The following is an 18,283-nucleotide window of genomic DNA, read 5'->3' as shown; positions in this document are numbered from 1 at the left end:
CCGGCAGGGATGTTCTGAAAATCGGTTTATTCGCCTCGCGGAAAGCGTTGACTTTCCTCGAGGGTGTTGAGGTCCATGTGATTGCGCATGTAGCGCTCTGACGCTTTTTGCAAAGGCTGGTAGTCCCACGGGTAGTATCCACCCTTGCGCAATGCCTCATAGACGACCCAACGCCCCGCTTGAGAGTGACGCACGGCCGCGTCATAGGCGTCAAGGTCCCAGCGGGCGTCGGCTTTGGCTTGCAGCGATGCGAGTGTACCTGCGTGCGCTGGCTCTGCGGCGAGGTTGGACAGCTCGAACGGATCGGCCTCCAGATCGAAAAGTTGATCGGGGTCCAGCGCACAGCGGTTGAATTTCCACCGCCCGTACCGCAGCGACACAAGCGGCGCATAGCTGGCCTCCGCCGCGTATTCCATGGCAACAGGCGCGTCGCGGCGCGCCCCTTTGCCCAGTGGCGCCAGCGACTGGCCGTCCGTCCACGGCATGACTTCCGACATATCCACCCCCGCAAGGTCACACAGGGTTGGGCAAAAGTCGATGTTTGACACGGGGTCCGTCACAAGCCCCGCTGCCATGTCAGGCGAAGACACCATGAATGGTACCCGTGACGCGCCCTCGAAGAAGCTCATCTTGAACCACAAGCCCCGCTCCCCCAGCATATCGCCGTGATCGGACACGAAGAGGATTGTGGCGTCCTGACGGGTGGCTTCCAATGCCTCCATCACCTCACCGATTTTGTCGTCCAGATAGGAAATATTGGCAAAATATGCGCGTCGGGCACGACGGATGTGGTCTTCGGTAATGTTGAAGTTATCGCGGTCATTCGCATCAAGGATGCGCTTGGAATGTGCGTCCTGTTCCTCATATGGGATCGGGCCAACCTCGGGCATCAAATGCGCGCAGTCCTCATAAAGATCCCAGTATTTCTTGCGCGCCACATAGGGATCATGCGGGTGTGTGAAGCTGGCCATCACACACCACGGGCGTTCGTCGTTCCCACGCGCCAGATCGTAAATCTTGCGTGTCGCGTGGTAAGCAACCTCGTCGTCGTATTCCATCTGGTTGGAGATTTCGGCGACACCCGCGCCCGTCACCGAGCCCATGTTGTGATACCACCATTCGATCCGCTCCCCCGGTTTGCGGTAGTCCGGCGTCCAACCAAAATCGGCGGGATAGATGTCGGTGGTCAGGCGCTCCTCAAACCCGTGCAGCTGGTCAGGGCCGACGAAGTGCATCTTGCCCGACAGGCACGTCTGGTACCCTGCGCGGCGCAGGTGATGCGCGAAGGTCGGGATGGAGGACGCGAATTCTGCCGCGTTGTCATAGACCCCCGTGCGCGACGGCAATTGGCCCGTCATAAAGCTGGCCCGCCCCGGCGCGCATAGCGGCGACGCGGTGTAGGCGTTTTGGAAGCGTGTGGACTTTGCCGCCAGCATTTTCAGGTTCGGCGCGTGCAACCATTCAGCAGGGCCGTCAGGAAAAAATGTGCCGTTGAGCTGGTCAACCATGAAGATCAGGAAGTTGGGCTGGGTCATCATGTGTCCTTTAGGTGCGGCGCTGTGAAGGCCAGAATGGTGGCAACGGGATCTTGCGAGATCGGCGCACCAAGGGCTGCGCGGATATAGAGCCCGTCAATCATCGCTGCGATCCCGTCCGCCAACGCTTCGGGGTGCTGAGATAACGGGCGCAGCGCGCAAATCAGGTTAGAGCGCAAACGGCGTTGATAGACCCGCAACAGCCGCATCGCATCAGCGCTGCTGTGCGCTTTAACGTAGAAGTTTAACCAAGCGGAGATAACTTCCGGATCAAAACAAGACCGCGCAAAACTTGCCTCAACCAGCGCGCTCAGGCGGTCTCGCGCTGTTGTGGCGACACTCAGGCGGCTATGCACTTCGACGGCGAACCCCGCCAAGATGTGGCGCATGGCGGCGAGGAAAATCTGGTCTTTGTTGCCAAAGTAGTGGTGCGCCAACGCCGACGACATGCCCGCACGTTTAGAGATGGCGCTGACGGTGACATCAAGCGATCCCGCCGCGCCTATTTCAGCGATGGCGGCGGTGACGAGGGCCTTGCGGCGGATGGGTTCCATTCCGAGTTTGGGCATGGCGTAGGCTTGCGGCTTTTTTATTGACTCGTCAATCAATAAAAATATCGCAAGCCAGTGGAACAGAGTTGAAGACGAAGCGTTAGCCCCTCAAGGAGCGGTACATTTGCCTGATACAGTTACGGATATTATCGACGGGCTTCAGAAGGTGGACGGGGATCGCGATGTCGGCGACGTCGTCGAAATGTTGGAGCATCGGGGAACTGCCCCACTGCTGATCATTCCACCCCTTGTGGAGATGTCGCCCGCTGGATTTGTTCCTGGCGTACCCTCTACGATTGCTGCGATCACCGCACTGTTCGCGGCGCAGATTGTGATGGGCCACCCGCACCTGTGGCTGCCACACCGCGTCGCGCGGCGCCAAATCCCTGAAGGCAAGCTCACCAAAACATTAAAGCACTTGCGCCCGTGGGCCGAGTGGCTCGACCGCACATTATCGGGCCATCGGTTGCACCTATTGGTCTCAGGCCCTGCGCGGCGACTGGCCGCCACGTTGGTCGTCGCCCTTTGCATATTGGTGCCCCCCTTAGAAGTCGTGCCGGGGGCCACCACGTTGCCAATGACAGCGATCTTGTGCATCGGGCTGGCACTATTATTTCGCAACGGTGTATTGATGCTTCTGGCCTGCGGCACGAGCGTCGCCGCGTTTTACGTCGTCATCAGACTTCTGTTTTAAACCTTCGTCGCTGGCACCGGCGGCGTGGTGGAGCGCTTCAAGACGGCCTCGCGCCATGTGATGAAGCTGACCGACGCCAAGATGATCAACCCACCGAAAATCACCCAACTGTCAAAGCCCTCGTCAAACACCAGCGCGCCCAGCAAAACCGCCCAAAACAGCTGCAGGAACGTGACAGGCTGCGTGACCGTGACAGGTGCCGCCTGAAAAGCGAGTGTCATGGTGTAGTGCCCCGCCGTGGCAAAGCAGGCGAGCACGAACATCCAAATAAGTTGCTCCATCGTCGGTGTCACCCAAACCATGGCCGCCAGCGGGGCGAGCCCGATGGTCACCGTAACTGAAAGCATGGCCACAACCACGGCGGGGCTGACCTCATCTGCCATAACCTTCGCCGTCAGGTAGGAGCCCGCGAACATCACGGCGGTAAACAACATAGCGAAATGGCCCGGTGACAGCTCCCTAAAGCCGGGGCGCAGGATGACCATCGCGCCGATCAAGGCAACGCCGACGGCCAAGATCCGACGCAAGGCCAGCTTTTCCCCTAGGAAGAACGCAGCCCCGATGGTGACGTAGACAGGCGCCAGATAGTTCATCGCGGTCACCTCCGCGATGGAGATTTGCGTCATCGCATAAAACCACGACGCCACGCCAAAGGTATGCACAAGACCGCGAAAACCGAACAGCTTCAGCGCGCGCGGCGTCAGCTTTGCCCTGCGCAACGGCCCGATCGCGGGGATCAGGAAAACAAGTCCCAAGAGGTACCGAAGGAAGGCCGACTGCGCGGCCGGCAGGTCAGAACCCACGTGCTTTACAATCGCGGTTACGGCCACAAACATAATGCCCGTGACCAACATCCAAAGTACGCCCGCCACCGGTCTGTTTTGTGTCTGTGCCATTACGCCAACTGACGCCGATGCGGCGGCGGGTGCAACCCCTATCCCGCGATAATCAGGCTCAGCGCGATACTCCACATCGTCAGCCCCACCAACGCATCCAGTACGCGCCACGCTTTAGGCCGGACGAAAAGTGGGGCCAGCAGCCGCGCACCGAAGCCCAACAGCAAGAAGAAAACAAAGGAGGCCGTGACCGCCCCTGCCCCGAACACCGCGCGGTCCTCCCCGTATTGCGCCGCGATGGAGCCGAGCAAGATCACCGTATCGAGGTAGACATGCGGATTGAGCCACGTCAGTGCCAGCAGGGTCGCCACCACTTTGCGCCAGTCGCTACGCGCCCGCCCCTCCACATTCAGTGCCTCGGTGCCGGTCAATGCCGAACGGATCGCCATCGCCCCGTAGGCCAGCAAGAACAACGCACCGCCGTAGCGCATGATGGGGCCAAGCCACGGCATCTTCTCGTTAAGTGCGCCGAACCCTGTGACGCCCAGCGTGATCAGCACCGCATCAGAGATCGCGCAAACCAAAACGCACAGCAACACATGCTCGCGCCGTATGCCTTGGCGCAGCACGAAGGCATTTTGCGCACCAATGGCCATGATCAGGGTGAAGCTGAGCGCGAACCCAGAGAAAAATACAGGCATATCATTACTTTCAATCCGAACGGTCCCGTTGAGGTAGGTAAAAAACGCCCCGCAAGCTAGCTAATCTTTCTAAACTAGGATTAGAATAGCTAATGCATGACTATAGCCAACTCGACGCGCTCAGCGCGGTTATCCGGACCGGCGGCTTTGACGCCGCCGCCACGCAACTTGGGGTGACGCCCTCCGCGATATCGCAGCGCATCAAGTTACTGGAGGAACGCGTCGGCACGGTTCTAGTCAAACGCGGCCAGCCCTGCACAGGGACTGCCGCGGGTCGCCAACTGGCAATGCACACAAATCAGGTGCGTTTGATGGAGAAGGCGCTGGATTTCGGCGTCCCGCAGGCTGACACGCTCACCCCCGTGCGGATCGCGGTCAACGCGGACAGTCTTGCCACGTGGCTCTTGCCCGCTTTGGCAGGGGGCGACGGGTTTCTATATGATCTGATTATTGACGACCAAGACCACAGCGCGGACTGGTTGCGCGCTGGCGAAGTCGCCGCCGCAGTAACAGGGCACCCCGGACCCGTGCAGGGATGCGACAGCCATAGTCTCGGGGCCATGCGCTACTTTGCAACCGCGTCGCCCGACTATATGGCGCGGCACATGCCCGACGGCCCCACGGCGGAGGCCTTCGAGCGCGCACCCGCCATGACCTTCAACGATAAAGACCGCCTGCAAACGGATTGGGCTAAGACCATCGCGGGGCGCGCGGTGAACTTGCCGAAACACCGCCTCGCGTCCTCGCACGGGTTTGTGGAGGCCGCACGTCTGGGCATCGGCTGGGGGATGAATCCCGAAAGCCTGTGCCATGAACAATTAGCGAATGGCGATTTGGTCGAAGTGTCGCCCAACGCGCCAATGGACGTGCCGCTCTACTGGCAGGTGTCCCGTCTGACGGCAGCGCCGCTGCGCGCGCTAACAACATCGGTGATGCAACAGGCGCGCAAAGTGCTGATCCAAGAGCCCTGACCCCGCCAGAAAACACCACTAAAGAAAAAAGGGCGCAGCCATTGGCCACGCCCTTACAAATAATCACGCCGCGCCGAAGGCGCGTCCGTTAGGTCAAAGCTGCTCCATAACCTCGTCGCTGGCTTCGAAGTTGGCGGTGACGGTCTGGATATCGTCGTCATCTTCCAGCGCGTCGATCAGCTTCATCAGCTTGGTCATGCCCTCCAGATCCAGCTCCGTGGTCATGTTGGGGGACCATACCAGCTTGGTCGATTCAGACTCGCCCAGCTCCGCCTCGAGGGCCGTGGACACGGTGTTCAAATCAGTCGCCGCACAGACGATCACGTGACCGTCCTCGGAGCTTTCGCAGTCCTCTGCACCGGCCTCGATTGCCGCCATCATCACTGTATCGGCGTCGCCCACGGAGGCGGGGTATGTCACTTGGCCCTTGCGGTCGAACATGAAGCCAACGGACCCCGTCTCGCCCAAGTTGCCACCGTTCTTGGTGAAGGTGGAGCGCACGGTGGATGCGGTGCGGTTTTTGTTGTCGGTCATCGTTTCGACAATAACGGCCACGCCGCCGGGGCCGTAGCCCTCGTAACGGATTTCGTCGTAGTTCTCTGCGTCACCGCCTTGCGACTTTTTGATCGCGCGGTCGATCACATCCTTTGGCACGGATTGCGACTTGGCCTCTTTCACCGCCATGCGCAGGCGCGGGTTTTTGTCGGGGTCGGGGTCGCCCATTTTGGCGGCCACGGTGATTTCCTTGGCGAGCTTCGAGAACAGTTTGGAGCGCAGTTTATCCTGACGCCCTTTGCGGTGCTGGATGTTTGCCCATTTTGAGTGGCCGGCCATGGGTGTCTCCCCCTAAAATGCTGTGTTGGGCTGCTTTTATGCAAGCGCCTCGCAATCTGCAAGACGCAGCAACCTTTTCCCCGCTTCCGGCGACCGCGAAAGGCCGATACACATGGGGGATGACACAAGATCAAATCACCCTGTTCGCCCTCTTCGGAGTTGTTTTCGTGCTGCTGCTGTGGGGGCGCTGGCGCTATGACCTCATCGCCTTCTCGGCCTTGATGGCGGGCGTGGTGTTGGGGGTCGTCGAGTCCAAGGACGCCTTTGCCGGTTTCGGCCACCCCGCCACCTTGGTGGTGGCCTTGGTGCTGGTGGTGTCCGCTGGGCTGGTGCGCTCCGGCGCCGTGTTCTTGATCACCCGCACCTTGGTCGACAGCGCCCGCGCCCTTGGCGCGCACATCGCGCTGATGGGGTTAATCGGCGGGGTTTTGTCTGCCTTTATGAACAACGTCGCCGCCCTAGCCTTGCTGATGCCGGTGGATATCCAGACCGCCCGCAAAGCCGGACGCGGGCCTGGCCTGTCGCTGATGCCGCTCTCGTTTGCCACCATTCTGGGCGGCATGGCCACCCTGATCGGCACGCCCCCCAATATTATCATCGCGTCGATCCGCGAAGACATGCTGGGGGAGCCGTTTCAGATGTTTGACTTCGCCCCCGTGGGCGGTGTGACGGCGGTTGTGGGCTTGGCCTTCGTGGCCCTCATCGGCTGGCGGCTGATCCCGCAGGGCAGTGACGAAGGCCGTGCAGGCAACCCGATGGACGACTACGCCGACTATATTGCGGAACTTACGGTGCCGGAGAAATCCAAGCTCGAAGGCAAACGCCTGCGTGAGCTGCAAGAGGATGCGGAGAAAGCCGATGTTGCCATTCTGGGCCTCATCCGTGACGGCAAGCGCCGCTACGGCACGGCACAGAACACGGGGCTTCGCGCAGGCGATGCGCTGGTGATCGAGGCCACGCCGGACGCCCTCGATGAATTCCGCTCCGCCCTCTCGCTCGATTTCACCGACGCCCAGCGTGAAGATCGCCTGCGCGCGGAAGGCGACGGGCTTAAGATAATCGAGGTCGTGGTGACCGAGCAGAGCCGCATTAACGGCAAGACCGCGCAGGCCATCGGGCTGTCGTGGCGCCAGCGCTCGGTTCTGATGGGCATATCGCGTCGCGGCAAAAACATCCGCAAACAGGTGCGCAAGACCGTCGTGGAAACCGGCGACATCCTTTTGCTGTTGGTGCCCCAAGACAGCGCCAATGATGTGACCGAATGGTTGGGATGCCTGCCCCTTGCGGCACGCGGGCTTGCGGTGACAGAGGACAAGAAAACATGGCTTGCCATCGGACTGTTCGCGGCGGCAGTGTTGGCGGCGTCTGTCGGGGTGATCTATCTGCCCGTGGCCCTTGGCATTGTGGTGGTCGCGTTTGTGTTGACCCGCATTGTACCGCTGTCGGAGCTCTACACCCACATCGAGTGGCCCGTGGTGGTTCTGCTGGGCTCGATGATCCCGCTCGGCGCAGCGCTGGAAGCCTCCGGCGGGACAGAGCTGATTGCGGGGGCGTTGGTCACATTGACCGAAGGCATGCCCGCGTGGGCGGTCCTGACGATCTTGATGGTGGTGACGATGACCTTGTCGGATGTGTTGAACAACACCGCCACCGCAATCGTCGCCGCCCCCATTGGCATCACCATGGCGCAAACCATGGGCGTCAACCCTGACCCGTTCTTGATGGCGGTTGCCGTCGCTGCGTCTTGTGCGTTCTTGACGCCCATCGGGCACAAGAACAACACGCTCATCCTTGGCCCCGGAGGATACAGCTTTGGTGACTACTGGCGCATGGGGCTACCACTGGAGATCCTCGTGGTCGCGGTCTCTATCCCAGCAATTCTGACCTTCTGGCCGCTTTAGAAGCCAGCGCTGCTTTCAAAGCGAAACGACTGTCCGGACAGGTTGGTAACCGTGACCACCGCCAAGGGGCGGAATGGCACGGCAGCATCATCAACGACCGCGGGGCCTAACACCTCTTGCAGGACGACGCGCCCGGGCAAGGTGCCCGCCGCTAGCACCACCTCATAGGTATAGGGGTAAGGGCACTCTGTCAGCGTGCCGGTCCAGCCGTTCGCACGCCCAGCAGCCCCTGCACTGCCCAAGCACTGCACGGTGTCGTCCATGCCAACCAACACCGCATCCGCGTCCAGCGCGACCAACACAGGACGGGTTTCACGCTCCGGCTGTGGCGCGGGGGCCTCGAATGGCGGGCTGCGATCGAAGAAGGTTTCGCGCAGGAATTCGCAACCGGACACGGAGAAAGCCAGTACAGCAATGAGACTACAAGTTGTGGCGCGCATGGGTCCTCGCAAGTTATTTTGGGCGCAACTTACACTGCCTGTTGGGGACAGGTAATCCCCAAAGCCGGAAATTGACAATTTACGGCAACGCAAGCGGCCAGATGAACGGGATCACCAAGGACGCTAGCAGCCCGATGGACAGGTTGAGCGGGATACCTGCCCGCATGAAGTCGGTGAATTTATAGCCACCGGGGCCATAAACCAACATGTTGGTCTGATAGCCGATGGGCGTAGCAAAACTGGCGGACGCCGCCACCATAACCGCGACGACAAGCGGCCGCGCGTCCAGCCCCATGGCCCCCGCCAGCCCAATGGCAATCGGCGTCACAACCACGGCCACAGCATTGTTCGAGACAAGTTCCGTCAGCACCGACGTCAGCAGGTATATCCCCCACACAACGAAAAACGGCGGCAGGTTCATCATCCAAGGGGCCAGCGCCTCCACGATCAGGGTCACCGCACCGGAGGCCTCCAGCCCCGCGCCGATGGCCAGCATCGCGAAGATCAACACCAGCAAACTGCCATCCACATGGGAAAAGGCTTCATCCGCGTCGATACAGCGGGTCAGCAGCACGATGGCCACCGCGAGGATCGACAGCAAGAAAATCGGCGCCACGCCCATGCCAGCCAAGGCGACAAGCGCCAGCAAGGCAACAATCGCCACTGGCGCGTGGGACCTGCGAAACGCTCTTGCAGAGGGGTGCGAGACGTCAACCAGCTCCATATCGCTGGCAAGGCGCGAGATGTCTTCCTGCCCGCCCTCCAGCAGTAGCGTGTCGCCCACACGCACGATCAGATCGTCCAACTGGCGGCCGATGTTTTGGTTCCGGCGGTGCACCGCGAGCGGGTAAACACCGTAGCGGCGGCGCAAACGCATAGACCCAAGCGAGCGCCCGACCATCTTGCAGCCCGGTGTAATCAGCACCTCCACCGTGGTGGTTTCCACCGCAGACAGCTGATCGACGCGCTTGAGTTCCTTATTGCGCTGCAACGACAAAAGCTCCGTCATTTCTGTGCGCAGCACCACGCGGTCGCCGGTTTGCAGCACGACATTTGCCAGATTGCGACGCAGCGATGTATCGCCGCGCACTACATCGACAAGCCGCACGCCCTCGCGCTTGAACAGTTGGACGTCCAGCACTTCGCGCCCGATCAGGTTGCTTTCCGGCGGGATCGCGGCCTCGGTGAAGAACTTCATTTTGGAGCGGTCGGACAACATCATCGCCATGCTGTCGCGCTCTGGCAGCAGGCGCGGGCTGATGTAGCGCAGGTAGATCATACCCCACGCCACCAGCACGATGCCCAGCGGTGTCACCTCGAAAATTGTGAACGGGGCCAACCCGTTAGCCCTTGCCACGCCGTCCACCAGCAGGTTTGTCGACGTCCCGATCAGGGTCAGTGTGCCGCCCAATATTGCCGCGTAAGACAATGGAATCAACAACTTGGACGCAGATACATTCAAAGTGCGCGACAGCTGCACAAAGACGGGGATCATCACCACAACCACGGGTGTGTTGGACACAATCGCCGACGACAAAACAACGAACCCGAACATACCTGCCAAGGCCAGCGCGGGGTTTTTCGCCGCGTTTCGGTCGGCGATCTGGGTGAACCAGTCCAACGCCCCCGTGCGCACAAGCGAGCCCATAATGATGAACATCGCCGCGATGGTCCACGGCGCGGGGTTCGACAGCACCCCCAAAGCCGCCTGATAGGGCAAGACCCCCGTGGCCAGCAGCACGGACACCCCGCCAATGGCCACCACTTCCGTGGGGTATGTTTCGCGCACGAACAGCACAAACATGCCAAGCACGACAACCAGTGCCAGCACGGCCTGCATATTTTGAGAAAGGTCGAGAAGGTCCATTCAGAATTCCAGTGGTTCAAGCTCTGCAAGCAGGCGCGGTCAGCCCAACGCCAGCCCACCGGTTAGTATAGCGAATGCCGCCCAGACCCAAAGCGAATAGCGCGCGCGCATTACGCCGAAGGGCCAGCCTTTGCCAACCGCCCGCCTTGGCGCACCATTTCCACTCGCGTGGCAGCACCGGAGCGGTCGTCCGTTTCGACATAAAGGCCGGAAAGTGTGGCTTCTTCCATAGCTGGAGTAAAACGCCCCTTCACCATGCCCGTCACAAAGCGGCGCATAGGCTCGGCCTTTTCCATCCCGATGACAGAATTATAGTCACCGCACATGCCCGCATCCGACTGGAAAGCGCAGCCGCCGGGCAAGATCATAGCGTCGGCCGTGGGCACGTGGGTGTGCGTCCCTACGCAGACGCTGGCACGCCCGTCGCACCAATGGCCCATGGCCATCTTCTCCGAGGTGGCCTCGCAGTGGACATCCACCAAGGACGCCTGCACCATACCGCCGCGCGGATGGGTTTTCAGCACCTGCTCCAGCTTGCCAAAGGGATCTTCAAAAGGGCGCTTCATGAACACTTGGCCCAACACCTGCGTCACAAGAATTTTGCGACCGCGCCCTGCCTCAAAGACGCCGTGCCCGCGACCGGGTGCATCTTTGGCGAAGTTGAGCGGGCGAATGATGCGCGGCTCTTTCTCGATAAATTGCAGCATGTCGCGCTGGTCAAACGCATGGTCGCCCAGTGTCAGGCAATCTGCGCCCGCGTCCAGCAAGGTCTTGGCGTGCGCGCCGGTCAGGCCCGCACCCGAACTGGCATTCTCGCCATTCACGACAACGAAATCCAAGGCCCAATCCGCGCGCAGCTTGGGCAGGTGCTCCACGATGGCCGCGCGCCCTGCGCGCCCCATCACATCTCCGAGAAACAAAATCTTCATGCGCGAGACCTAGGCCGATTGCCGTTCAGGCGCAACACGCCCGCGTCCGTCACGATGGCATCAAGGGGTTGGTCCGTGGCCTCAAGCGGCACGTTGTCCGTCTCTTGCGCGGCGAAAGCATAGCCAATGGCCATGACCTTCCCGCCTGCGCGCAGGCCTTCCAGCGTCCTGTCGTAAAAGCCGCCGCCATAGCCCAGCCTGCCGCCGCTTCGGTCAAACGCCACAAGCGGAACGATCAACACTGTGGGCACGATCACCTCTGCCTTCACGGGCACATGTGCCCCGAACGGGCCTTCAACCATGTCGCACCCCGGCTCCCAGCGGTGGAACTCCAGCGGCTGGCCCTTTTCTTTTATGACAGGCACGCAGACCGGCCCGAAGGCGGCCATCGCGGCCATCACGGGCACGGGGTCCACTTCGCTGCGCATCGGCATGTAACCTGCGAGGGCTTGCCCTTGGAACGGTAAAACCAGTTCCAACAGATGCGCGACTGCGTCCGCATCCCTCTCAGGTGATTTCACGACATTGCGGCGGGTGAAGGCCGCAGCGCGGGCGGCTGCTTTGGCTTTGGTCAATTCATCCATACTGATGTTGTTGCGCGCTGTGCCCCCCTTGGCAAGACCTTGTCCGCACGCGTAACATGGCACCATGACTTTACTTAGACTAGATCACCTCGCCCTTGCCGCCGAAACACTGGAAGCAGGCCGCGCCCATGTTGAACACGCCCTTGGCGTGGATTTGGCCACGCGCGGAGAGCACCCGCATATGGGCACACACAATCGGCTGCTGTCCCTTGGACCGGAGGTGTATTTTGAGGCCATCGCCATCAACCCCGCAGCCCCCGCGCCAGACCATCCGCGGTGGTTCAACCTCGATAACTTCGAGGGGCCACCAAAGCTGAGCAACTGGATACTCGCGACGGATGATCTTGAGGCAGCGTTGGACATCTTGCCTGCAGGCTTCGGGAAACCTGTTGCGCTGGAGCGTGGCGACTTCAAATGGTCGATGGCAGTCCCTGACGACGGCATTTTGCCATGGGGCGGCTGGGGCCCTGCCCTGATCCAGTGGCACGGCGCCAAACATCCAGCCCCCCTGCTTCCTGACCAACACATCCGGTTGGGCTCACTTGTGCTGCGCCATCCGCAGGCGACAGACATCGCCCAAACGCTGGCGCCGCTATTGCCCCGCGATACCGTCCTGTTCGAGGACTCCGAATTGCCAAGCCTGTCGGCGACCTTCGACACCCCGCACGGACGCCGCAGCCTGACATGAGCGTCATACGCTCCGCAACGGCGGCGGATGCAGCGGGTATCTGCGCGATCTTGAACCCGATCATTGCAGACACCACGATCACCTTCTCGCCCAATCCGGTCACCGGCGCGGACGTCGCCCTAGCAATCGCCACCCATGTAGCCCGATCCGCCCCCTATTTGGTGTTGGAGCACGACAGGCAGGTGCAGGGCTACGCCAAATACGGCCCCTTCAGGGATGGGGAAGGCTACGCACGCACCGCCGAAATCACTGTCCATTTGTCCCCCTCAGCACGGGGCCACGGGTGGGGGCGCAAGTTAGTCGTCGCCTTGGAGGATCATGCGCGGTCCCATGGCTTACGCAGCCTCATAGCGGGCATCTCCGCAGAGAATCGGACGGCGTTGGAATTTCACGCAAAACTCGGGTTTGCCCATGTCGGCACCATCCCTGAGGCGGGTCATAAATTTGGGCGCTATATTGACCTTGTGCTAATGCAGAAAAGTGTCTGACAAGCTGAACCGTATAGTTTAGCCTAACCTCATGTCAGTCTGGACCCGCATATCTAACGCGCTTGCTGCGCTTGCCGCTGGTGAAAGCCTGTCGGCCATCTTTGAGCACCTGCGCACCCCGCCGGAACGCCGTGTGGGCTTTACCATCGCGGTCATCGCGCTTGGTGCGAAAATGGCCAAGGCCGACGGCCACGTCACCCGCGCCGAGGTCGCGGCCTTTCGCGAGGTCTTTACGATTCCCCCGCAAGATGAGGCGCAGGCGGCCAGGCTGTTCAACCTCGCCCGTCAGGACGTCGCGGGCTTTGAGGACTACGCCCGCAAGATTGCGGCCATGTTCGATGACAACCACACAACGCTTTATGACCTTATGGAAGGCCTGTTCCACATCGCCATGGCGGACGGCAGATACCACCCTCTGGAGGAAAAATACCTCATGCGGGTCGCCAAGGCGTTCAAAATCACCGAGCAGGAATTCCGGTGCCTGCGGGCCCGCTTTGTGCCCGATGCCAAGCCGGACCCTTACGCGGTGCTGGAAGCCTCTCCCGATATGAGCATGGCGGAAATTCGCAAGCGCTGGCGTCAGCTGGTCAAAGACAGCCACCCCGACAACATGGCGGCACGCGGTGTGCCGCATGAGGCGGTGAAACTGGCGGAGCGCCGCCTGATCCGGATCAATGCCGCGTGGGAAGACATCTTGTCCGAGCGCGAGCCGGTTGCATGAGCGACCTATGAGAATAGCCACCTACAACGTCGAGTGGTTTACCTACCTGTTCGACGACAATAACGAGCTGGTGCAGGACGACAGCTGGTCCTCTCGCTATAACGTCACCAAGGAGATGCAAGCGCAGGCCTTGGGCTTGATCTTTAAATCCATCGATGCAGACGTCGTTATGGTGATCGAAGCACCCGACACCTCCCCCAACAGGTCGGGGCGTGTCGCCTTGGAGAACTTCGCTCAGCATTTTGGGTTGCGCACGACAAAGGCCCTGATCGGCTTTGACAACACGACACAGCAAGAAATCGCGCTGCTTTATGACCCGAAGGTCGTGACCGCTGTGCATGACCCGCGCACCAGCGCGGCAGCGCCAACCTTCAACACCACGTTCCGTATGGATTTGGACATTGATGCGCGGATGGACGACGTCGTCTTCTCCAAGCCGCCGCTGGAAGTCGCTTTAACCACGAAGTCCGGCAAGCAACTTCGGCTAATCGGGGCGCACCTGAAATCAAAGGCTCCGCACGGCGCGCGCAATGACGCGGACGCTATGCGTATCTCCATCGCCAATCGGCGCAAGCAGCTTGCGCAGTGCATCTGGCTGCGCGCACGCATCACCGAACATCTGACTGCAGGCGACTCAATCGCGGTGATGGGGGACTTCAATGACGGCCCGGGCCTTGACGGCTACGAGAAACTGTTTGGGCGCTCTGGCGTGGAAATCGTGTTGGGGCAATCGGGCGACGCGGCGCAAACGCTCTATGATCCCCATGCGGAGGCGGTGATGATGCACCCCTTTGGTGCCCGCCCCACAACGTCGCGCTTTTTCGTGCGCCACGAGAACCGCTACCTTAACGCGCTCTTGGACTACATCATGGTATCGGCCGATTTGGCGGCAAAAGCCCCGAAGTGGCACATCTGGCACCCGTTCGACGATCCTGACTGTTGGAACAAGCAAGAGTTGCGCGATGCGCTGCTTGTGGCGTCGGACCACTTCCCCGTCACGCTGGACATTGATCTATAATTTGAATTGTCGCGGCGTCACGCCCATATTCAAGTCATGAAACATCTGGTTTTGATCACCGCCATCGCGTTTTGCCCCCTACCTGCTGCCGCGCAAGACACATCGGACTCGTTTGGGTTCGGTGACCTCGCACCGCTCGCGGAAGGGTTTCGCGACCTGTTTGAGGGAATCGCAGAGGACATGATGCCCCTGATGGAGCAACTGTCGGACAAGATGACGGACTTAAACGCGTTCGAGGCCCCAGAGGTGCTGCCTAACGGGGATATCCTCATCCGCCGCAAACCAGAGGCAAACCCCGCCCCAAGCCCGCAACCTAAGGTCAATCCGGACGGCAGTATCGACCTCTAGAAAAGTTTTTTGCATTTCATGTGAATTCCCTCTTGCGGCCCGTCCGCACCACCGCTAAATCACGGCTCACCAAAGGAAGCGGGCGTAGCTCAGGGGTAGAGCATAACCTTGCCAAGGTTAGGGTCGGGCGTTCGAATCGCCTCGCCCGCTCCAATTGGTTTCCAGCTCACCCGGCTGGATAGCGTAGAGGCCGCCTTCGGGCGGCCTTTTGCATTTCTGGGCTTCGGACGCATAAAACCCTGAAAATCATGGCACATCCCTACGCCCCCTTGGCCTGCGCCACTGCCATGCGTATAAGGCGCAGACATCGCCATAAGGAGAGCCCTATGCGGACCGCCACAATCACGCGCAGCACGGCAGAGACGAATATCTCGGTCGAGATCAACCTCGACGGCACTGGCGCTTACGACAACCAAACAGGCGTCGGCTTTTTCGATCACATGTTGGACCAGTTGGCCCGCCACGCGCTGATCGACATGACGATCCGCGCCGAGGGTGATTTGCACATCGACGATCACCACACAGTCGAAGATACCGGTATTGCCCTTGGGCAAGCCTTGGCAGAGGCATTGGGCGACAAGCGCGGCATCCGCCGCTACGGCGAATGCCACTTGGCGATGGATGATGCACAAGTGCGCTGCGCGCTGGACCTGTCCGCGCGGCCGTTCCTGATCTGCAACCTCGACATCCCAACCCAGAAAATCGGGGCCTTTGACACTGAATTGGTGCGCGAGTTCTTCCAAGCGTTCTCCACCCACGGTGGCATCACCTTGCACATCGACCGCCTGCATGGCTTCAACAGTCACCACATCGTTGAAGCCGCGTTCAAAGCCGTGGCCCGCGCCCTGCGCGACGCGGTTGAAACCGACCCGCGCAAGTCCGACGCGATCCCTTCCACCAAAGGCACGCTTTGAGGGCGCTAACCTGCGCCCTCGCCCCCACACCCTGCCCTATTGCGGAGCACTGATATGCTGACCGTCCTCGTTGACTATGACAGCGGCAACCTTCACTCGGCCGAAAAATCCTTCCAACGTATGGCTGCCGAAGTGGACGGCGGTGAGGTCATTGTGTCGTCACAGCCCGAAGACGTGGCACGGGCCGACCGGATTGTGCTACCGGGAGACGGGGCCTTTCCGGCCTGCCGCAACGCATTGACCAAAGACCGCGCCGCCTTGTTCGAGGTGATTGTTGACAGCGTGGTCAATAAAGCCCGTCCGTTCATGGGGATCTGCGTCGGGATGCAGATGATGGCAAGCTGGGGCCGCGAGTACGAAGACACCAAAGGGTTCGACTGGATCGGCGGGGAAATCGCGAAGATCACACCCACGGATCCGACGCTAAAGGTGCCACACATGGGCTGGAATGATTTGGTGCTGGACGACGCCGCGCCAAACCACCCTGTTTTGCAGGGCATCGAGACTGGTAATCACGCCTATTTCGTCCACTCCTACAGCTTTCGGGTGGCCGACCCTGCGCACCGCTTGGCACATGTGGATTACGGTGGGGACATCACCGCCATTGTGGGCCGTGACAACATGATCGGCATGCAGTTTCACCCCGAAAAGAGCCAAAGCACCGGCCTGCGTATGATCGCAAACTTCCTAAGCTGGGCCCCCTGACGCCCTACCACGTAAGGGAAAGTACCGGCACGCCGCTGGCGCCACTGTCAGTTAGCACCTGCATCCAGCCGTCAACGCCGGATAGCGGGATGCCAACATTTATGGGGGAGCACCCCATGGACACCAAACCCAACCCGACCAAAACCAGAACAATTTTCACCGCCGCCTCCTAACTCGGATCATTGTTGATCCCAAGAACGAGATTGGCCGGTGGAGGATAAGATTGAGTGAAGACCAAACGAAAAAAGCCGGGGACGTGCCCCGACTTTTAACTAACCGCTCTAGGGCAACTTTACTTGATACGCGTCCACGTTTGTTTGGAGCACAGAAGTCCGCCCGCGATGCAGCCCGCAAGTTTCAGGCTGTTTCCGCCCAAATCAATTTTACCCAGATAAATTTTGTTGTTCGACGGACGCCAAACCTTACCCTCGTATTTGCCACCACCGAGGGGCTTCATAGAGCGTACGATCTGCTTTCCTAGGTTTGGCGATTTGTACTCGCCGGAATCGTTGAATGTGCGTGAAATGGTGCCGCAGATTGCCGCGCCGCATTTCTTCATCGTGACATGGGCGTAAGCGCCGTCATCGGTTTGCGTTTTCCACACACCCTCCGCCGGATCGGCCATCGACTGCCCTGCAAATGCCACCGCAAATACCACGGCTAGTTTAAGTGATTTCATGATTTCCTCCCTATCTCCGAATTCATCGTGCGAAATCCAACACGTAAATCAAGCGTGACGTTGGGGCGCAAATGTGGAATAGACCGCGCAATTCCAGCTTTACCGAAGGCCACATGCTATGATCCTCTACCCCGCTATCGACTTGAAAGACGGCAACTGCGTCCGCCTCTACAAAGGCGAAATGGAGCAAGCCACGGTCTTCAACGACAACCCTGCTGCACAGGCGCTGGCATTTGTAGAGGCGGGATGCGAATGGTTGCATCTGGTTGACCTGAACGGCGCCTTCGCGGGGGAACCCGTAAACGGCGCCGCAGTGGACGCGATCTTGGAGCAGACAAAAGTACCAGCCCAATTGGGCGGCGGCATCCGCGACATGGCCACAATTGAACGCTGGTTAAATAAAGGGTTGGCCCGCGTGATCCTTGGCACCGTAGCGGTGGAAGACCCTACCCTTGTGCGCGACGCCGCACGCGCCTTTCCGGGGCAAGTCGCCATCGGGCTGGATGCCCGCAATGGAATGGTCGCCACGCGCGGCTGGGCCGAGGAAACCGACATCAACGTGACCGACCTTGCCCGCCAGTTTGAAGACGCGGGCGTTGCCGCTCTGATCTACACGGACATCAACCGCGACGGCGCGATGCAGGGCCCAAACGTCGAAGCCACAGCCGCTTTGGCGCGCGCCGTGTCTATTCCGGTCATCGCATCGGGCGGCGTGTCGTCCTTGGCCGATCTGCGCGCACTCAAAGACACGGGCGCACCGCTGGACGGCGCCATCTCGGGCCGTGCCCTCTACGACGGGGCGATTGACCTGAAGGAAGCGCTGGACCTACTCAAAGCGTAGTCCCTGCGCGTATGGCGCCCCAGCTTACGCGGGGCGCC

At 60.5% G+C, this 18,283-nt stretch carries 22 protein-coding genes and 1 tRNA gene; 12 read left to right on the top strand and 11 right to left on the bottom strand.

Features of this window, described 5'->3' with window-relative positions; genetic code table 11:
• Positions 1-26: 26 nt before the first annotated feature.
• Together betC and betI are read right to left on the bottom strand one after the other, a co-directional pair.
• The gene (betC, locus tag BLW66_RS14000) at positions 27-1,535 is read right to left on the bottom strand and encodes a choline-sulfatase (RefSeq protein WP_089947777.1); all 1,509 of its coding nucleotides are present in this window, start codon (positions 1,533-1,535) and stop codon (positions 27-29) included.
• Entirely contained in the window at positions 1,535-2,104 is a 570-nt protein-coding gene (betI, locus tag BLW66_RS13995) for a choline-binding transcriptional repressor BetI (protein WP_089947848.1), read from the bottom strand. Before betI ends, betC begins: the two co-directional genes overlap by 1 nt.
• Positions 2,105-2,210: 106 nt before the next feature.
• Between betI and BLW66_RS13990 the strand changes: the two genes are divergently transcribed.
• On the top strand, positions 2,211-2,780 hold the full coding sequence (locus BLW66_RS13990) for an exopolysaccharide biosynthesis protein (RefSeq protein WP_089947776.1): 570 nt from the start codon (positions 2,211-2,213) through the stop codon (positions 2,778-2,780).
• On the opposite strand, the gene BLW66_RS13985 is transcribed toward BLW66_RS13990, so the two are convergent.
• Both BLW66_RS13985 and BLW66_RS13980 read right to left on the bottom strand, forming a co-directional pair.
• A complete protein-coding gene (locus BLW66_RS13985) occupies positions 2,777-3,676 on the bottom strand; it encodes a DMT family transporter (RefSeq protein ID WP_089947775.1) in 900 nt (299 codons plus the stop codon). The two genes, BLW66_RS13990 and BLW66_RS13985, sit on opposite strands and share 4 nt — an antisense overlap.
• Before the next feature lie 38 nt (positions 3,677-3,714).
• Entirely contained in the window at positions 3,715-4,317 is a 603-nt protein-coding gene (locus BLW66_RS13980; RefSeq protein WP_089947774.1) for a LysE/ArgO family amino acid transporter, read from the bottom strand.
• A gap of 92 nt (positions 4,318-4,409) precedes the next feature.
• Between BLW66_RS13980 and BLW66_RS13975 the strand changes: the two genes are divergently transcribed.
• Positions 4,410-5,288, top strand: coding sequence for a LysR family transcriptional regulator ArgP (locus BLW66_RS13975; RefSeq protein ID WP_089947773.1), 879 nt, complete (start codon positions 4,410-4,412; stop codon positions 5,286-5,288).
• 93 nt (positions 5,289-5,381) lie between these two features.
• On the opposite strand, the gene BLW66_RS13970 is transcribed toward BLW66_RS13975, so the two are convergent.
• Positions 5,382-6,122 carry a YebC/PmpR family DNA-binding transcriptional regulator gene (locus tag BLW66_RS13970; RefSeq protein ID WP_089947772.1) on the bottom strand — a complete coding sequence of 247 codons (741 nt, stop codon included), beginning with the start codon at positions 6,120-6,122 and terminating at the stop codon, positions 5,382-5,384.
• A gap of 119 nt (positions 6,123-6,241) precedes the next feature.
• Here BLW66_RS13970 and BLW66_RS13965 point away from each other — a divergent pair, with 119 nt between their 5' ends.
• Positions 6,242-8,023, top strand: coding sequence for an SLC13 family permease (locus BLW66_RS13965; protein WP_089947847.1), 1,782 nt, complete (start codon positions 6,242-6,244; stop codon positions 8,021-8,023).
• Here the strand turns inward: BLW66_RS13965 and BLW66_RS13960 are convergent.
• The 4 genes from BLW66_RS13960 to BLW66_RS13945 form a co-directional block, all read right to left on the bottom strand.
• Entirely contained in the window at positions 8,020-8,463 is a 444-nt protein-coding gene (locus BLW66_RS13960) for a hypothetical protein (RefSeq protein ID WP_089947771.1), read from the bottom strand. The genes BLW66_RS13965 and BLW66_RS13960 overlap by 4 nt on opposite strands.
• A gap of 79 nt (positions 8,464-8,542) precedes the next feature.
• A complete protein-coding gene (locus BLW66_RS13955; protein ID WP_089947770.1) occupies positions 8,543-10,330 on the bottom strand; it encodes an SLC13 family permease in 1,788 nt (595 codons plus the stop codon).
• Between the two features lie 110 nt (positions 10,331-10,440).
• Positions 10,441-11,259 carry a TIGR00282 family metallophosphoesterase gene (locus BLW66_RS13950; RefSeq protein WP_089947769.1) on the bottom strand — a complete coding sequence of 273 codons (819 nt, stop codon included), beginning with the start codon at positions 11,257-11,259 and terminating at the stop codon, positions 10,441-10,443.
• Complete coding sequence (locus BLW66_RS13945) at positions 11,256-11,843, bottom strand: 5-formyltetrahydrofolate cyclo-ligase (protein WP_089947846.1); 588 nt, start codon at positions 11,841-11,843, stop codon at positions 11,256-11,258. The genes BLW66_RS13950 and BLW66_RS13945 overlap by 4 nt, the downstream gene beginning before the upstream one ends.
• Before the next feature lie 64 nt (positions 11,844-11,907).
• Here BLW66_RS13945 and BLW66_RS13940 point away from each other — a divergent pair, with 64 nt between their 5' ends.
• The 8 genes from BLW66_RS13940 (at position 11,908) to hisH (ending at position 16,725) form a co-directional block, all read left to right on the top strand.
• On the top strand, positions 11,908-12,531 hold the full coding sequence (locus BLW66_RS13940) for a VOC family protein (RefSeq protein WP_089947768.1): 624 nt from the start codon (positions 11,908-11,910) through the stop codon (positions 12,529-12,531).
• The gene (locus BLW66_RS13935; RefSeq protein WP_089947767.1) at positions 12,528-13,019 is read left to right on the top strand and encodes a GNAT family N-acetyltransferase; all 492 of its coding nucleotides are present in this window, start codon (positions 12,528-12,530) and stop codon (positions 13,017-13,019) included. The genes BLW66_RS13940 and BLW66_RS13935 overlap by 4 nt, the downstream gene beginning before the upstream one ends.
• A gap of 31 nt (positions 13,020-13,050) precedes the next feature.
• Complete coding sequence (locus BLW66_RS13930) at positions 13,051-13,740, top strand: molecular chaperone DjiA (RefSeq protein ID WP_089947766.1); 690 nt, start codon at positions 13,051-13,053, stop codon at positions 13,738-13,740.
• Positions 13,741-13,747: 7 nt separating this feature from the next.
• Entirely contained in the window at positions 13,748-14,758 is a 1,011-nt protein-coding gene (locus tag BLW66_RS13925) for an endonuclease/exonuclease/phosphatase family protein (RefSeq protein WP_089947765.1), read from the top strand.
• A 36-nt stretch (positions 14,759-14,794) separates the two neighbouring features.
• A complete protein-coding gene (locus BLW66_RS13920) occupies positions 14,795-15,106 on the top strand; it encodes a hypothetical protein (protein WP_211664274.1) in 312 nt (103 codons plus the stop codon).
• Positions 15,107-15,184: 78 nt separating this feature from the next.
• Positions 15,185-15,259: transfer RNA gene (locus BLW66_RS13915), tRNA-Gly, on the top strand.
• A gap of 173 nt (positions 15,260-15,432) precedes the next feature.
• Entirely contained in the window at positions 15,433-16,020 is a 588-nt protein-coding gene (gene hisB, locus BLW66_RS13910; RefSeq protein WP_089947764.1) for an imidazoleglycerol-phosphate dehydratase HisB, read from the top strand.
• Positions 16,021-16,074: 54 nt separating this feature from the next.
• Positions 16,075-16,725, top strand: a complete 651-nt coding sequence (gene hisH, locus BLW66_RS13905; protein ID WP_089947763.1) for an imidazole glycerol phosphate synthase subunit HisH — start codon at positions 16,075-16,077, stop codon at positions 16,723-16,725.
• 4 nt (positions 16,726-16,729) lie between these two features.
• Here the strand turns inward: hisH and BLW66_RS17965 are convergent, their stop codons facing one another.
• Together BLW66_RS17965 and BLW66_RS13900 are read right to left on the bottom strand one after the other, a co-directional pair.
• On the bottom strand, positions 16,730-16,885 hold the full coding sequence (locus BLW66_RS17965) for a hypothetical protein (RefSeq protein ID WP_170833483.1): 156 nt from the start codon (positions 16,883-16,885) through the stop codon (positions 16,730-16,732).
• Between the two features lie 132 nt (positions 16,886-17,017).
• A complete protein-coding gene (locus BLW66_RS13900) occupies positions 17,018-17,404 on the bottom strand; it encodes a DUF2147 domain-containing protein (RefSeq protein ID WP_089947762.1) in 387 nt (128 codons plus the stop codon).
• Between the two features lie 118 nt (positions 17,405-17,522).
• Here BLW66_RS13900 and hisA point away from each other — a divergent pair, with 118 nt between their 5' ends.
• On the top strand, positions 17,523-18,245 hold the full coding sequence (hisA, locus tag BLW66_RS13895) for a 1-(5-phosphoribosyl)-5-[(5-phosphoribosylamino)methylideneamino]imidazole-4-carboxamide isomerase (RefSeq protein ID WP_089947761.1): 723 nt from the start codon (positions 17,523-17,525) through the stop codon (positions 18,243-18,245).
• Positions 18,246-18,283: the final 38 nt, after the last annotated feature.

The sequence above is a fragment of the Litoreibacter albidus genome (genome assembly GCF_900107015.1).
Lineage (GTDB): Bacteria > Pseudomonadota > Alphaproteobacteria > Rhodobacterales > Rhodobacteraceae > Litoreibacter > Litoreibacter albidus.
The sequence above is the reverse complement of the archived record's forward strand: the minus strand, read 5'-3'. Positions and strand labels throughout refer to the sequence as shown.

Bases quoted from the DNA above. Each gene is read 5' to 3' on its own strand.
- betC (WP_089947777.1), bottom strand. From the start codon at position 1,535: ATGACCCAGCCCAACTTCCTGATCTTCATGGTTGACCAGCTCAACGGC.
- betI (WP_089947848.1), bottom strand. From the start codon at position 2,104: ATGCCCAAACTCGGAATGGAACCCATCCGCCGCAAGGCCCTCGTCACC.
- BLW66_RS13985 (WP_089947775.1), bottom strand. From the start codon at position 3,676: ATGGCACAGACACAAAACAGACCGGTGGCGGGCGTACTTTGGATGTTG.
- BLW66_RS13980 (WP_089947774.1), bottom strand. From the start codon at position 4,317: ATGCCTGTATTTTTCTCTGGGTTCGCGCTCAGCTTCACCCTGATCATG.
- BLW66_RS13975 (WP_089947773.1), top strand. From the start codon at position 4,410: ATGCATGACTATAGCCAACTCGACGCGCTCAGCGCGGTTATCCGGACC.
- BLW66_RS13970 (WP_089947772.1), bottom strand. From the start codon at position 6,122: ATGGCCGGCCACTCAAAATGGGCAAACATCCAGCACCGCAAAGGGCGT.
- BLW66_RS13965 (WP_089947847.1), top strand. From the start codon at position 6,242: ATGACACAAGATCAAATCACCCTGTTCGCCCTCTTCGGAGTTGTTTTC.
- BLW66_RS13960 (WP_089947771.1), bottom strand. From the start codon at position 8,463: ATGCGCGCCACAACTTGTAGTCTCATTGCTGTACTGGCTTTCTCCGTG.
- BLW66_RS13955 (WP_089947770.1), bottom strand. From the start codon at position 10,330: ATGGACCTTCTCGACCTTTCTCAAAATATGCAGGCCGTGCTGGCACTG.
- BLW66_RS13950 (WP_089947769.1), bottom strand. From the start codon at position 11,259: ATGAAGATTTTGTTTCTCGGAGATGTGATGGGGCGCGCAGGGCGCGCG.
- BLW66_RS13945 (WP_089947846.1), bottom strand. From the start codon at position 11,843: ATGGATGAATTGACCAAAGCCAAAGCAGCCGCCCGCGCTGCGGCCTTC.
- BLW66_RS13940 (WP_089947768.1), top strand. From the start codon at position 11,908: ATGACTTTACTTAGACTAGATCACCTCGCCCTTGCCGCCGAAACACTG.
- BLW66_RS13935 (WP_089947767.1), top strand. From the start codon at position 12,528: ATGAGCGTCATACGCTCCGCAACGGCGGCGGATGCAGCGGGTATCTGC.
- BLW66_RS13930 (WP_089947766.1), top strand. From the start codon at position 13,051: ATGTCAGTCTGGACCCGCATATCTAACGCGCTTGCTGCGCTTGCCGCT.
- BLW66_RS13925 (WP_089947765.1), top strand. From the start codon at position 13,748: ATGAGAATAGCCACCTACAACGTCGAGTGGTTTACCTACCTGTTCGAC.
- BLW66_RS13920 (WP_211664274.1), top strand. From the start codon at position 14,795: ATGAAACATCTGGTTTTGATCACCGCCATCGCGTTTTGCCCCCTACCT.
- hisB (WP_089947764.1), top strand. From the start codon at position 15,433: ATGCGGACCGCCACAATCACGCGCAGCACGGCAGAGACGAATATCTCG.
- hisH (WP_089947763.1), top strand. From the start codon at position 16,075: ATGCTGACCGTCCTCGTTGACTATGACAGCGGCAACCTTCACTCGGCC.
- BLW66_RS13900 (WP_089947762.1), bottom strand. From the start codon at position 17,404: ATGAAATCACTTAAACTAGCCGTGGTATTTGCGGTGGCATTTGCAGGG.
- hisA (WP_089947761.1), top strand. From the start codon at position 17,523: ATGATCCTCTACCCCGCTATCGACTTGAAAGACGGCAACTGCGTCCGC.